14 protein-coding genes are annotated in these 13,650 nt (G+C 63.8%); 9 read left to right on the top strand and 5 right to left on the bottom strand.

The features are described 5' to 3' along the window. Positions 1-107 precede the first annotated feature (107 nt). The 4 genes from AX729_RS05970 to AX729_RS05985 all read left to right on the top strand — a co-directional run bounded on the left by AX729_RS05970 (position 108) and on the right by AX729_RS05985 (position 3,364). Positions 108-869, top strand: a complete 762-nt coding sequence (locus tag AX729_RS05970) for an SDR family oxidoreductase (protein WP_061021071.1) — start codon at positions 108-110, stop codon at positions 867-869. A gap of 335 nt (positions 870-1,204) precedes the next feature. Then, entirely contained in the window at positions 1,205-1,759 is a 555-nt protein-coding gene (locus AX729_RS05975) for a fasciclin domain-containing protein (RefSeq protein ID WP_061021073.1), read from the top strand. 182 nt (positions 1,760-1,941) lie between these two features. Then, positions 1,942-2,571 carry a cytochrome b/b6 domain-containing protein gene (locus AX729_RS05980; protein WP_061021075.1) on the top strand — a complete coding sequence of 210 codons (630 nt, stop codon included), beginning with the start codon at positions 1,942-1,944 and terminating at the stop codon, positions 2,569-2,571. Between the two features lie 10 nt (positions 2,572-2,581). After that, the gene (locus AX729_RS05985; protein ID WP_061021077.1) at positions 2,582-3,364 is read left to right on the top strand and encodes a molybdopterin-binding protein; all 783 of its coding nucleotides are present in this window, start codon (positions 2,582-2,584) and stop codon (positions 3,362-3,364) included. Positions 3,365-3,468: 104 nt separating this feature from the next. Here the strand turns inward: AX729_RS05985 and AX729_RS05990 are convergent, their stop codons facing one another. Further along, a complete protein-coding gene (locus tag AX729_RS05990; protein ID WP_061021079.1) occupies positions 3,469-4,656 on the bottom strand; it encodes a YbfB/YjiJ family MFS transporter in 1,188 nt (395 codons plus the stop codon). 200 nt (positions 4,657-4,856) lie between these two features. Between AX729_RS05990 and leuB the strand changes: the two genes are divergently transcribed. Next, positions 4,857-5,969, top strand: a complete 1,113-nt coding sequence (gene leuB / locus AX729_RS05995) for a 3-isopropylmalate dehydrogenase (RefSeq protein ID WP_061021081.1) — start codon at positions 4,857-4,859, stop codon at positions 5,967-5,969. Between the two features lie 118 nt (positions 5,970-6,087). After that, positions 6,088-6,726, top strand: coding sequence for a DapH/DapD/GlmU-related protein (locus AX729_RS06000; RefSeq protein ID WP_061021094.1), 639 nt, complete (start codon positions 6,088-6,090; stop codon positions 6,724-6,726). A 190-nt stretch (positions 6,727-6,916) separates the two neighbouring features. Here AX729_RS06000 and AX729_RS06005 read toward each other — a convergent pair whose 3' ends face one another. Beyond that, positions 6,917-7,303 (bottom strand): hypothetical protein, encoded by a 387-nt coding sequence (locus AX729_RS06005; RefSeq protein ID WP_061021095.1) that lies wholly within the window; start codon positions 7,301-7,303, stop codon positions 6,917-6,919. 157 nt (positions 7,304-7,460) lie between these two features. Next, entirely contained in the window at positions 7,461-8,249 is a 789-nt protein-coding gene (locus AX729_RS06010; protein WP_061021083.1) for a hypothetical protein, read from the bottom strand. A 116-nt stretch (positions 8,250-8,365) separates the two neighbouring features. Between AX729_RS06010 and AX729_RS06015 the strand changes: the two genes are divergently transcribed. Beyond that, complete coding sequence (locus AX729_RS06015) at positions 8,366-9,400, top strand: aspartate-semialdehyde dehydrogenase (protein WP_061021085.1); 1,035 nt, start codon at positions 8,366-8,368, stop codon at positions 9,398-9,400. A gap of 130 nt (positions 9,401-9,530) precedes the next feature. Here the strand turns inward: AX729_RS06015 and AX729_RS06020 are convergent, their stop codons facing one another. Then, a complete protein-coding gene (locus tag AX729_RS06020; protein WP_061021087.1) occupies positions 9,531-10,172 on the bottom strand; it encodes a carbonic anhydrase in 642 nt (213 codons plus the stop codon). A gap of 102 nt (positions 10,173-10,274) precedes the next feature. Here AX729_RS06020 and AX729_RS06025 point away from each other — a divergent pair, with 102 nt between their 5' ends. Continuing rightward, on the top strand, positions 10,275-11,156 hold the full coding sequence (locus AX729_RS06025; protein ID WP_061021090.1) for an HpcH/HpaI aldolase/citrate lyase family protein: 882 nt from the start codon (positions 10,275-10,277) through the stop codon (positions 11,154-11,156). A gap of 64 nt (positions 11,157-11,220) precedes the next feature. Here AX729_RS06025 and AX729_RS06030 read toward each other — a convergent pair whose 3' ends face one another. After that, positions 11,221-12,192 carry an AraC family transcriptional regulator gene (locus AX729_RS06030; protein ID WP_061021091.1) on the bottom strand — a complete coding sequence of 324 codons (972 nt, stop codon included), beginning with the start codon at positions 12,190-12,192 and terminating at the stop codon, positions 11,221-11,223. A 469-nt stretch (positions 12,193-12,661) separates the two neighbouring features. On the opposite strand from AX729_RS06030, the gene AX729_RS06035 reads away from it, so the two are divergent. After that, on the top strand, positions 12,662-13,650 hold a 989-nt coding region (locus AX729_RS06035; protein WP_156456753.1), incomplete at its 3' end, for a PAS domain-containing protein.

Consider the following 13,650-nt stretch of genomic DNA (forward strand, 5'->3'; position numbering starts at 1 on the left):
GGCGTTGGCAGCTTGGTTCATGCAACATTCCTCGCCGGCAGAGGCCGGTCAAAACCGAGGGCTGGATTAGCAAAAACCGCCCCGCAGAAGCAACGGAGACAGTTTGCATGTCAAAAAACGGGAAACGCGTGGCCTGGGTCACGGGCGGCGGCAGCGGGATCGGGGAAGCCGGCGCCGAGGCGCTGGCTGCCGACGGCTGGACGGTGGTGGTCTCGGGCCGCCGCAAGGACGCCCTGGATACCGTGGTTGCCAGGATCACCGGGGCGGGCGGAGCGGCCGAGGCCATTGCGCTCGACGTCTCCAGCGCGGCCGAGGCCCAGAAGGCTGCCGATCAGATCGTCGCAAAGCACGGCCGCATCGACCTCCTCGTCAACAATGCCGGCATCAATGTCCCCAAGCGCAGCTGGAAAGACATGGAACTGGAAGGCTGGGACAAGCTGGTCCAGGTCAATCTCAACGGCGTGCTCTATTGCATGCGCGCCGTGCTGCCGACGATGCGCAAGCAGCAGGACGGCACGATCATCAACGTCTCGTCCTGGGCCGGCCGCCACGTCTCGAAGATGCCGGGTCCGGCCTACACCACGACCAAGCACGCGGTGCTGGCGCTGACCCATTCCTTCAACATGGACGAATGCGTCAACGGCCTGCGCGCCTGCTGTCTGATGCCGGGCGAGGTGGCAACGCCGATCCTGAAGCTGCGCCCGGTGGTGCCGAGCGAAGAGGAGCAGGCGAAGATGCTGCAACCCGAAGACCTCGGCCGCACCATCGCGTTCATCGCCAGCATGCCGCCGCGTGTCTGCATCAACGAGCTCTTGATCAGCCCGACGCACAATCGCGGCTTCATCCAGACGCCGAACAACAGGGATTGAAGCGAGCGCTACCGCAGGGTGGGCAGGGATTAGACACGGCCGTAGCCACGAGTTCGTCATTGCGAGCGTAGCGAAGCAATCCAGGAATGTGTCCGCGGAGACAGTCTGGATTGCTTCGTCGCTTCGCTCCTCGCAATGACGGTGGAGCGGCTACACGAATATCCACCCCGATAGTTTCACGCATCACGATAAATTATTTCCCGAAACCCCATCGCAAACCCTCCCGTAGTTCTGACCAACGACGCGTTACTGCTTCACGTCAAACTGTCGCAGGTGCCGTTGTTGCCAAACTCGAACACCGGCCACGCCGGTCTCAATTCAATCGGGAGATCTCCATGTCGAAGCGCATTGCCTATCTCGCTGCCGCCGCCTTCAGCACCCTGGCCATCACCGCGACCGTCGTCGCGCCTGTAAGCGCCGAGGAAAAGACCGTCATGGTCGGCGGCGCCGCGATGTTCCCGTCCAAGAACATCGTCCAGAACGCGGTCAACTCCAAGGACCACACCACGCTGGTGGCGGCGGTGAAGGCGGCCGGCCTGGTGCCGACGCTGGAAGGCAAGGGCCCGTTCACGGTGTTCGCGCCGACCAACGCCGCTTTCGGCAAGCTGCCGGCCGGCACCGTCGACAATCTGGTCAAGCCTGAGAACAAGGCGACGCTGACCAAGATCCTCACCTATCACGTGGTGCCCGGCAAGCTCGAGGCCTCCGACCTCAGCGACGGCAAGAAGCTGAAGACCGTCGAGGGCGAGGAGCTGACCGTGAAAAAGCAGGACGGCAAGGTCTGGATCGTCGATGCTAAGGGCGGCACCTCGATGGTGACGATCGCCAACGTCAACCAGTCGAACGGCGTGATCCACGTGGTCGACACCGTGTTGATGCCGGCGACGTAACACCGCGCGGGTCTGTTTCATCCCTGGAATAGCGTGCTTTGTGACGGCGAGCCGGGGTGCCCGGCTCGCCTTTTTGTGACCACGATAAGCTCCCGGCATCGATTCCATGCCGGACAGGGCGTAACGAAAGCGGAAACTTCGGCGTATAATTACCGTCAAACGATCTTCAGGACGGAACCAGCATGGCGAGTCTCACAGTCACCGACGAGCAGGTCGGGGCCACCCCGGCCAAAGTGATCCAGCCGGCCTGGGTGCGGATCATGCACTGGGTCAACGCGCTTGCCATGATCCTGATGATCCTGTCGGGCTGGCAGATCTACAACGCCTCGCCGCTGTTCGGCTTCACCTTCCCGCGTGAATATACGCTCGGCGGCTGGCTCGGCGGCGGACTGCTCTGGCATTTCGCGGCGATGTGGCTGTTGATGATCAACGGTCTCGCCTATCTCGTTACGGGTATCGTCACCGGCCGCTTCCGCAGGAAGCTGCTGCCGATCACCGCGTCCGGCGTGCTTCACGACATCAGGGCCGCGCTGACCTTCAAGCTCGGTCATGACGATCTCACCGTCTACAACTACGTCCAGCGCCTGCTCTACGCCGGCATCATCGTGGTCGGCGTGCTGATCGTGTTGTCGGGGCTTGCGATATGGAAGCCGGTGCAGCTCTACTACCTGGTGATGTTGTTCGGTGATTATCCGGCCGCGCGCTATGTCCACTTCTTCTGCATGGCCGCGATCTGCGCATTCCTCGTCATCCACGTCCTGCTCGCGCTGCTCGTCCCGAAGAGCCTGCGCGCCATGATCATCGGTCGCTGAGGAGGAGACTATGGCAAAGCGCTCATTTCTGATTCCCGGCGTCGACAAGCGGCTCCTGATCAAGGACTCCCTCAAGACGATGCCTGACGTCACCCGCCGCCGCTTCATCGCGGGCGGCGCCAGCCTGGGCGCGTTGACGCTGCTCACCGGCTGCGACGTGATCGATTCGTCTTCGGCGGAAACCATGCTGGCGAAGGTCTCGAAGTTCAACGACGCCGTGCAGGCTTTCATCTTCAATCCCGACGCGCTGGCGCCGACCTTCCCCGAGAGCGCGATCACCAAGCCGTTTCCGTTCAACGCCTATTACGATCTCGACGATGCGCCCGATATCGACGGCGCGGACTGGAAGCTCGAGGTGCGCGGCCTCGTCGACAACAAGAAGTCATGGACGCTGGACGAGCTCTACAAGTTGCCGCAGGTCACGCAGATCACGCGCCACATTTGCGTCGAGGGCTGGAGCGCGATCGGCAGCTGGACCGGCACGCCCATGCGCGATTTCCTCAAACTGATCGGCGCCGACACGCGCGCGAAATACGTCTGGTTCCAGTGCGCCGACAAGGACGGCTACAACTCGCCGCTCGACATGCGCAGCGCACTGCATCCGCAGACCCAGATGACGTTCAAATACGCGAACGAGATTCTGCCGCGCGCCTACGGCTTCCCGATGAAGATCCGCGTGCCGACGAAGCTCGGCTTCAAGAACCCGAAATACGTGGTCTCCATGGAAGTCACCAACGACTACAAGGGCGGCTACTGGGAAGACCAGGGGTATAATTCGTTCAGCGGGAGCTAGCCCCGCTGCCGTAGGGTGGATTAGCCGAAGGCGTAATCCACCATGTTTCAGCGTTCGCCGAACGAAGTTGGTGGATTACGCTTCGCTAATCCACCCTACGACACCTAGGCTGGCCCCACCTTCCGCTGGCACAGCGCCGCCACCGCCCCCAACGCCAGCAGCGCCGCCGACACATTGAGCGCGTAGCTCAAACTCCCCAGCGCATCCGTGATCGCGCCGACCGCGATCGGGCCGAGCGTCTGGCCGACGCCGAACGAGATCGTCATCGCCGCGATCGCCGTCGGCCACACCTCTGGCGGATAGTTGAAGCGGATGAAGGCGGTGGTCGAGCCGACCACGGCGAAGAAGGCGACGCCGAACACCACCGCCGAGACCGCGAGCCAGGCCGGCGAATGTCCGAGCATCGGCAAGGCGGCACCGAGCGCGTTGGTGCCGAGGATGATGGCGGTGGCAAGCCCGCCGCGGTCCAGCGCCAGCACGCCGCGCCAGGCCCAGGGCGTGACGAAGGCGCTCAGCCCGATCAGGCTCCAGAACGCCGCCTGCGCAGCGGCCCCGCCGCCGCCGTCGCGCACATAGGCGATCATGAAGGTCATGTAGGCGATGTAGCCTGCGCCGAACAGGAAGTAGCCGGCGAGATAGATCAGCACGGGGAGGATCGCGAACGGGGCGTGGGTGCCTTCCGAGAAGCGGACGCTGCTCTCGATGCGGATCAGGAACAGCGGGATCGTCATCGCGACGGACAGCAGCGTCAGCGCCCACCAGACGATCCACCACGAACCCGGTCCGAAATGTTGCAGCGTGAACGGGGCGATCAGACCGGAGGCGAGAATGCCGATGCCGGGCCCGGCATAGAACAGGCTGAGGAGGAAGTTGGCCCGCGCGGGCTGCGACTGCGCGATGGTGGCGGCCAGCGCGCCGCCGGCGACGAAGCCGACCGCCGCGCCGATGCCCAGCACGAGACGGGCAAGGCTCAGTGCGACGAAATTGCCTGTCAGCGCGCACGTCGCGAGCGCGGCGACGCAGGCCAGCGTCCCACCGCGGATCGCCGCGGACCAGCCGATGCGCTGGATCAGCCGGGACGCCACCAACGCGCCCGCGAGATAGCCGACGGCGTTGATGGTGTTCATGAAACCGGCGGCCGAGTAGGACCAGCCGAGATCCTCCCGCATGTCGGGCAGCACCAGCGCATAGGCAAAGCGGCCGATGCCGAGCCCGACCGTCGCCGCCAGCGACAGGGTCAGGATCAGCCGCGCGGGGTGCGCGTTGGGCGGTAGGCCGTCAGGGGTGTGCAAAGGGTACTCCGGCGGTGGAAGTGTGGCAGGCTCCATCCGCTTTGCACAGCCGCCTCCACGGCAAAGGTGTCTTGCCAAGCGCGCAACGCCGCTCTAGCACTCCGGCCGACCGTCATTCCGGGGCGCGCCTCTTGGCGCGAGCCGGAATCCGATTCCCTCGCGCCCCGGAATGACGAGAGAGGATTGAGAAGGAAACGACCATGGCGACCCACAAACTGCTGCTGCTCCCCGGCGACGGTATCGGCCCCGAGGTGATGGGAGAGGTGAAGCGGCTGATCGACTGGCTTAATTCGGCCGGGATCGCCAAATTCGAGACCGACACCGGCCTCGTCGGCGGCTCCGCCTATGACGCGCACAAGGTGTCGATCTCCGAGGGCGACATGGCCAAGGCGAAAGACGCTGACGCGGTGATCTTCGGCGCGGTCGGCGGCCCGAAATGGGATGCGGTTCCTTACGAGGTGCGCCCCGAAGCCGGCCTGCTCCGCCTGCGCAAGGATCTCGCTCTGTTCGCCAACCTCCGTCCCGCCGTGTGCTACCCGGCGCTGGCCGATGCCTCCAGCCTGAAGCGCGAGGCCGTCGAGGGGCTCGACATCATGATCGTGCGCGAGCTCACCGGCGGCGTCTATTTCGGCGAGCCCAAGACCATCACCGATCTCGGCAACGGCCAGAAGCGCGCCATCGATACCCAGGTCTACGACACCTATGAGATCGAGCGCATCGGCCGCGTCGCCTTCGAGCTTGCCAGGAAGCGTAAGAACAAGGTGACGTCGATGGAGAAGCGCAACGTGATGAAGTCGGGCGTGCTCTGGAACGAGGTCATGACCCAGCTCCACAAGCGCGAATACCCCGATGTCACGCTTGAGCATCAGCTCGCCGATTCCGGCGGCATGATGCTGGTGAAATGGCCGAAGCAGTTCGACGTCATCGTCACCGACAACCTGTTCGGCGACATGCTGTCCGACATCGCGGCGATGCTGACCGGCTCGCTCGGCATGCTGCCCTCGGCCTCGCTCGGCGAGGTGGATGTGAAGAGCAAGAAGCGCAAGGCGCTTTACGAGCCGGTGCACGGCTCGGCGCCCGACATCGCCGGCAAGGGCCTCGCCAATCCGATCGCGATGATCTCGTCCTTCGGCATGGCGCTGCGCTACTCCTTCGACATGGGCGATCTCGCCGACAAGGTCGACCAGGCGATCGCTGCGGTGCTCGCGAGCGGCCTGCGCACCGCCGACATCAAGTCGGAAGGCACCACGGCCGCCTCGACCACGCAGATGGGCGAAGCGATCCTGAAGGAATTGCAGAAGCTGCACGCGTAAGCGGGAAGAATCGTAGCCCGGATGGAGCGAAGCGAAATCCGGGATTCTCTGCCCGCAGATAGACACCCGGATTGCGCTTCGCTCCATCCGGGCTAGGGCCCAATTGGAAGCCACCGTCATGGACATCCCGCCCCGTCCCAAGATCGCGGAAACCATCGTCCATGACACGGTGCGCCTGCGCGAGGCGCAGATCGGGCGCCGTTGCGAGGTGCTCGCCAACACGCGCATCGAATATGCCTCGCTCGGTGACTACTCCTATCTCGGCGAGAATTGCGACGTCGCGGACGCGGTGATCGGCAAGTTCACGGCCATCGCCAACTCGGTGCGGATCGGCGCGCCCAATCATCCGATGGGCCGGCCGTCCCAGCATCGCTTCACCTACTGCCCCGAATATTACGATGCGAGCGCGACGCGCGACCGCGACTTCTTCGCGGAGCGCCGCGGCGACCGCGTCATCGTCGGCAATGACGTCTGGATCGGGCATGCCGCCATCCTGCTGCCGGGCGTGAGCGTCGGCGACGGCGCGGTGATTGCCGCGGGCGCGGTCGTCAGCCGCGATGTCGAGCCCTACACCATCGTCGGCGGCGTTCCCGCGCGTCCCATCCGCAAGCGCTTTGTCGATTCCGTCGCGGCAAGCCTGCGCCGGATCGCCTGGTGGGATTGGCCGGATGCGCTCATCTTCGAGCGCCTCGGCGATTTCCGCTCCGAGGCGATCGAGGACTTTTGCCGGCGCTACGATCCGGCAGCGAACGCGTGAGGTGCAGCTTCAGTCGTCGTTGCGAGGAACGAAGCGACGAAGCAATCCGGAATCGTCCCGCGGAGAGATTCTGGATTGCTTCGCTGCGCTCGCAGTGACGATGGAGAGGCGGATGCGCTGTAAGGCACCTTCCGAAACGAAAATGGCCGGGCGTGAGCCCGGCCATTTTGATTCGGATCGTCTCGTCCGCTCAGTACAGCGGGAAGTTCTGCGGATAGCCGCCGACATCCTGCGGCGGCGAGAGCGGCTGGCGGTCGATCGGGCGGTTGAGGTTCTCGCGGGCGAAGGACGGATAGCCCACGGCCGGCGGGAAGGCATAGTCGGTGAACTTGCGGTCGCCCGGATTGACCTCGGTGCCGCCGTCCAGCCAGGAGCGCTTGCTCACATAGAGGCGGGTGCGTCCCTGCTGATAGACCGCGTTGGGGCCGCTCGGACCGTAATAGGGCCGGCCGCGCTCGTCATAGTAGCGCTTGGTCTTGGTGTCGGCCGAGGCCGGCGTCGCGAACGCGATGGCAATTGCGGCGCCCGCCGCAAGCAATGTCGCCAATCTGTTCGCGGCAGAGAATTTCGAGCTCATCACGTCCCCTTCAGGCGGCACGCCGCCAGTCGTTTGCACTGCCATACTAGCCCGCCCGGGGGGACTGCAACTAGGTCTATTGGGTCACACCAGGCCAGAATAATCGTGCGCGCCGGCAAAAGTTGCATGCAAACCAGCCACTTGAGCTTGATGTGGCTCAAAGCGCCCCGCGCAATTGCGCGTTGGCGGCGCCCAGCAGCCAGTCCGACGATCCCTGGGGATCGCAGGCGCGGCGCTTCAGCTCGGCATGGGCGAACAATTCCGCCAGCTTCGGCTCGTTGCCCGCGGCGAGCAGCGTCAACCGGTTCAGCATGCAGGCGATCGCTGCGCGGCGCGCCGGCAGGGTGTCGCCCCGGCAGGAGAAGCCCGAGATCTGCAGCGCTGGCTCCTCGCTGCGCTTGAGATAGCCGAGGCAGGCCGGCGCTCCATTGTCCGTTGCGACCGGCCGGAACAGGGCGACGGGGCCGAATTTGGTGTCGATCAGGCCGGCCTGCTCGAGCGAGGTCGCCGCGCCCAATCCCATCTGCACGGCCAAATCCGCCGTCGCGGGACGCGCCACGTCGAACTCGCCGCCTTCGCGGTAAACCTCGAGCTCGGCCACTGGCTGGCCGGCTTCGCTGGCCCAGCTCAGCACGTCCCTGCGGCCGCCCTCGGGGTGCCTGAGAATGGTGTAAGAATTTGTTTTCTCTGATGAATCAGGTTTGCTGAGGGCGAAGGCCGGATGCGAGCGGTCGGCCAAGCTCCAGCCCGGCTTGTCGGCCGGTGCGTCGTCGCGCAAGTCAGGGATCTGGTCGAGCGCGGCAAGAAAGAAGATGCAAAGCAGGGCGAGCGCCCCCACATAGGCAATCAGGCGCGCCAGCGTGCCGACGACCTCGTCGGCAAAGGCTGCAAGCGCAAGATGGATCTGGGTGGGGCTAACGGCCGTGCTGGCCTCAGGCGACTGCATCCACGTCCCTAAGGCATGGTCCAACGTTGTCTTGAGGCCGGTTCTCGCATAGAAGCGCTGCTCTTCCTGTTTAAGCGTCAGCTTCAGGAACGGGCTTTTTCATCGGAGAGTGAACGATGGGTTACAAAGTCGCAGTGGTCGGCGCGACCGGCAATGTCGGACGGGAAATGCTCAACATCCTCGATGAGCGCAAATTCCCCGTGGACGAGGTCGTCGCCCTGGCCTCGCGCCGCAGCGTCGGCGTCGAGGTCTCCTACGGCGACCGTACCCTCAAGGTCAAAGCGCTCGAGCATTACGACTTCTCCGACGTCGACATCTGCCTGATGTCGGCGGGCGGCGCGGTGTCGAAGGAATGGTCGCCGAAGATCGGCGCCGCCGGCGCAGTCGTGATCGACAACTCCTCCGCTTGGCGCATGGATCCGGACGTTCCGCTGATCGTGCCGGAAGTGAACGCGGCCGCGACGGAAGGCTTCAAGAAGAAGAACATCATCGCCAACCCGAACTGCTCGACCGCGCAGCTCGTCGTCGCGCTCAAGCCGCTGCACGACAAGGCGACGATCAAGCGCGTCGTCGTCTCGACCTATCAATCGGTCTCGGGCGCCGGCAAGGACGCGATGGACGAGCTGTTCTCGCAGACCAAGGCCGTCTACACCAACAGCGAGATCGTCAATAAGAAGTTTCCCGCGCGCATCGCCTTCAACGTCATACCCCAGATCGACGTCTTCATGGAGGACGGCTACACCAAGGAAGAGTGGAAGATGATGGCGGAGACCAAGAAGATCCTTGATCCCAGGATCAAGCTCTCCGCCACCTGCGTGCGCGTGCCGGTGTTCGTCGGTCACTCCGAGGCCGTCAACATCGAGTTCGAGAATCCGATCACCGCCGATGAAGCGCGCGACATCCTGCGCAAGGCGCCCGGCTGCCTCGTCATCGACAAGCAGGAGCCCGGCGGCTACGCCACGCCGTATGAAGCGGCCGGCGAGGACGCGACCTACATCAGCCGCATCCGCGAGGACGCCACGGTGGAGAACGGCCTCGTGCTCTGGTGCGTGTCCGACAATCTGCGCAAGGGCGCAGCCCTCAACGCGATCCAGATCGCCGAAGTGCTGATCAACCGCAAGCTGATCAGCGCGAAGAAGAAGGCGGCGTGAAGAAGAATGTAGGGTGGGTTAGCCCTGCGGCTGCGCGAAGCGCAGTCCGCACGGCGTAACCCACCTCTTTCGTTTCCGCGGTGACAGAAGTGGTGGGTTACGCCTTCGGCTAACCCACCCTACGAACCGCTTACGCCTCTTGCGCCTTCTTGAATTCCTTCGTCGTCTTGTCCAGCACGAACAGCGATCCCTCCGCGACGCCGAAATAGGCGCCGTGGGTCTGCATCTGGCCGCCGTCGACGGCCTTGCGCACGAACGGGAACGTCATCAGGTTTTCCAGGCTGCGGAATACGGCGGCCTTCTCGATGCGCTCGACGAACTGCGCCATGCTCTCGTGTTCGCGCTGCTCGACCACTTCGCCCGGCTTGATGAACATCTGCATCCATTTGCCGATGAAGTCGCCGGGCGTGAGCGGCTCGATCTTGTCGACGAAGGCGCGGATGCCGCCGCATTGCGCGTGGCCAAGCACCACGATGTGCTTCACCTTCAGCACCGTCACGGCATATTCCAGCGCAGCCGAGACACCATGGGCGGTGCCGTCGGGCTGATACACCGGCACGAGGTTGGCGATGTTGCGGACCACGAACAATTCGCCCGGGCCGACGTCGAAAATCACCTCGGGCGAGACGCGGCTGTCGCAGCAGCCGATCACCATCACTTCCGGCGACTGCCCCTTCACCGACAGCTCGCGAAAGCGGGTCTGCTCGGTCGGCAGCCGCTGGGTGGCGAAGGCCTTGTAGCCTTCCAGCAAATGCTTCGGGAATGTCATCATACCTATGCCTAATCATAGACCGCTTGGGCGAACAAGCCTTTCGAATGGGCAGGCCGGATGCTATCGGCTGAGCTTGGAACATTGACGAGGAAGGAACGCAGCATGACCCGCCCGCGCCGCAGCCATCTGTTCATGCCGGGCTCCAACCCCCGCGCGTTGGAAAAGGCGCGCAATCTCGCCGCCGACGGCCTGATCCTCGATCTGGAAGACTCGGTCGCCCCCGAGGCCAAGGCGGCGGCGCGTGATGGCATCGCCGCCGCGATCGCGGCCAAGGGCTTTGGCAAGCGCGAGATTTTGATCCGGACCAACGGCCTCGACACGCCGTGGTGGGCCGATGACGTCGCGATGGCCGCCAAGGCCTCGCCGGACGGCATCCTGGTTCCAAAAGTTTCAAGCATCGAGGATCTCGACGCCATCGGCCGCCGCCTCGCCGAGCTCGGCGCCGCGCCCACCGTGAAGGTCTGGGCCATGATCGAGACGGCGCGCGCCGTGCTTCATGCCGAGGAGCTGGCCGCCGCCGGCCGCGATCCATCGAGCCGCCTGTCGGGCTTCGTGTTCGGCCCCAACGACATCTCGCGCGAGACCCGCATCAGGATGCTGCCCGGTCGCGCCGCGATGATCCCGATGATCACCCATTGCATCCTGGCGACGCGCGCCCACGGCCTCGAAATCCTCGACGGCCCCTACAGCGACATCGCCAATTCCGACGGCTTCGCCACCGAATGCGCGCAAGCGCGTGATCTCGGCTTCGACGGCAAGACGCTGATCCACCCCTCGCAGATCGACGCCTGCAACGCGATCTTCACCCCGCCCGAAGAGGAAGTCGCGCGCGCCCGAAAGATCATCGCCGCGTTCGAGCTGCCCGAGAACGCCTCGCGCGGCGCGATCCGGCTCGACGGCGCGATGGTGGAACGCCTGCACGCCGACATGGCCCGCCGCACCATCGAGATCGCGGACGCGATCGCTGCGATGGCGAAAGGCTGAGGTGGGCACCAGCACCGGCTGCGCTGCTGCGCTTGCGCCCTGTTGCGGGACCTCGACGGCGCTCTCACTGCCTTCGTCTCGCATTCTTCAAAGTCTCGGACGGCAGCTCACCGATGGCCTGACGGTATTCGGATGCGAACCGACCTAGATTGTGGAACCCGCATTTGAACGCAATGGCGAGAACGCTGGTCTGCTCATCAGGCCGACGCAATAGCTCGGCCGCCCGCTGAAGCCGGACGCGTCGCACAAATTGGCCGGGCGATCCCCGTCCGGCATCGGAGAACTCCCGGAAAATCGTCCGCACGCTCACATTGGCGACCTCCGCGATTCTTTCGAGATCGAGAGGTTCGTTCCAATGAGCCTCGATATAGGACTCCACGATGTCGATCACGGACCGGTTGGCGCCCGGCGCGGAACGCTGTAGCCGGTTGGAGAAATTGTGCCGATGCGCCAGGAGAATCCGGACCATCAGCGCACGCTCAAGCTCGGCGATGGCGATGGGCGAGTAATCCTGCCCAAATCGGTCCAGCTCTTCCGCGAACCTGAAGACCTCCTGGCGCACATGCGTCATGACCGCGGGACTGGCTTCGCCCGCGATGAAACGCAGCTTCATGTCGCTGTCGTCGCCGAGAATGCACTTCAGCAAGCGCTCCAGCGCGCCGGCATCCATCCTCAGCACCAGCTGGCGGTAGCCTGGCGCAAAGTCGAGATCCAGCCGGGCGTCGCCGGGGATGATCGGGCTCCATGCCTCGATCGGCTGGCTATTCCCCTTCGTTCGGAAGCCCGCAGACCCCTGGATGGAAAAGAGCTGGCGGAGAATGTCGGATTCAGGAAAGGAGAGCGATGCCGCCCCCTCATACGCGCAGAAGGCGACGCCGATGGAACTCAAGCGGGCAAAATTGGCCTCTATGCCGAACTCATCGTCATGCTTGTCGAACCGATCCGCCCCATAGACCGCAAACAGCCGGTCGCGCGCGAAATCGCTGTCGCGCGACCGAATCAAAGCATAGCGGTCGAGATAAGTAACCGTGCCCAAATCAGTGCCCCTCACCGTGCAAACTAGCGTATCGCCGCCGAGGCGCTACCAATTCGAGATTGAATGCAACGGCTCTCGGATGTGAGTGGATCACTCGAGAGGGCACGAACCGCACTCATGGCGGCTGCGACGAAATGCCCAGACGCGCGCTGCGCCTGCGAACGACATCGTCTTCGCTCATTGATCGGCTGCGCGCCGCGACGCCGACGGTAAGCGAATGCTAGCTGCGAGCGCTTTTGCCAGATTGCGATACCGATCTTAGGACCGCATTTGCAAGTTCAAGGCCCGTATCGCCGCCGTCCCGTCGCGCGTCACTGTCACGTTAATCGCCCTGGCAAAATCCGGCCAATGTGTCTTCGATCGGACAAACACTCTGATAATTCGATTCAGATATCTGATCATTCGTGGATCGCATCGCGAGCAGAACCCGCCTCGACGTGCGCACAACTTAATCGATATTGGAGAGATCATGTTCAAGCGCAAGTCGAGCTCCGACGCATTGACGTTGATGGCGGCGAAGGTCGTGAGTGCCAATCTGATGATCGCGGATAACGATCTCAAGATCGTCTACATGAATGACGCGGTGACGGACTTGCTTCGCGCGGCCGAGAGCGATCTCAAGAAGGAGCTGCCGCACTTCAACGTGGATACGCTCGTCGGCACCAACATCGACGTGTTTCACAAGAATCCGCAGCATCAGCGCAAGATGCTCGCGAGCCTCAGCGACGTGCATCGTGCGACGATCCAGATCGGGAATCGGAAATTCGACCTCGTTGCAACGCCCGTGAAGGGCAGCGACGGCAGCCGGACGGGAGTCGTGGTGGAATGGTCCGATGCCTCGGTCCGTCTCCAGAACCTCGACTTCGGGGCTCAAGTCGCCGCTGCGAACCGCTCGCAGGCGGTCATCGAGTTCAACATGGATGGCACTGTTCGCAGCGCCAATGAGAACTTCCTGAATACGCTCGGCTACACCTTGGACGAGATCCGGGGCAAGCATCACAGCATGTTCGTTGCGCCTGCCGAGCGAGACAGCGCTGCCTATCGCGAGTTCTGGGCGGCCCTCAATCGTGGTGAATACCAGGCGGCCGAATACAAGCGCATCGGCAAGGGCGGCAAGGAAGTCTGGATCCAGGCCTCGTACAATCCAATCTTCGACGAGAAGGGCAGGCCCTCCAAGGTGGTGAAGTTCGCGACCGACGTCACCGCCCAGAAGCTGAAGAACGCCGATCTCGCCGGCCAGATCGCTGCGATCGACAAGGCGCAGGCGGTGATCGAGTTCAACATGGACGGCACCATCATCAACGCCAACGCCAATTTCCTCGGCGCGCTCGGCTATTCCCTGCCCGAGATCAAGGGCAAGCATCACAGTATGTTCGTCGATCCCAGTGAGCGCGACAGTACGTCCTATCGCGAGTTCTGGGCCGCGCTCAACCGCGGCGAATACCAGGCGGCCGAATA

This window comes from Bradyrhizobium sp. CCH5-F6, from assembly GCF_001556045.1.
GTDB lineage: Bacteria > Pseudomonadota > Alphaproteobacteria > Rhizobiales > Xanthobacteraceae > Bradyrhizobium.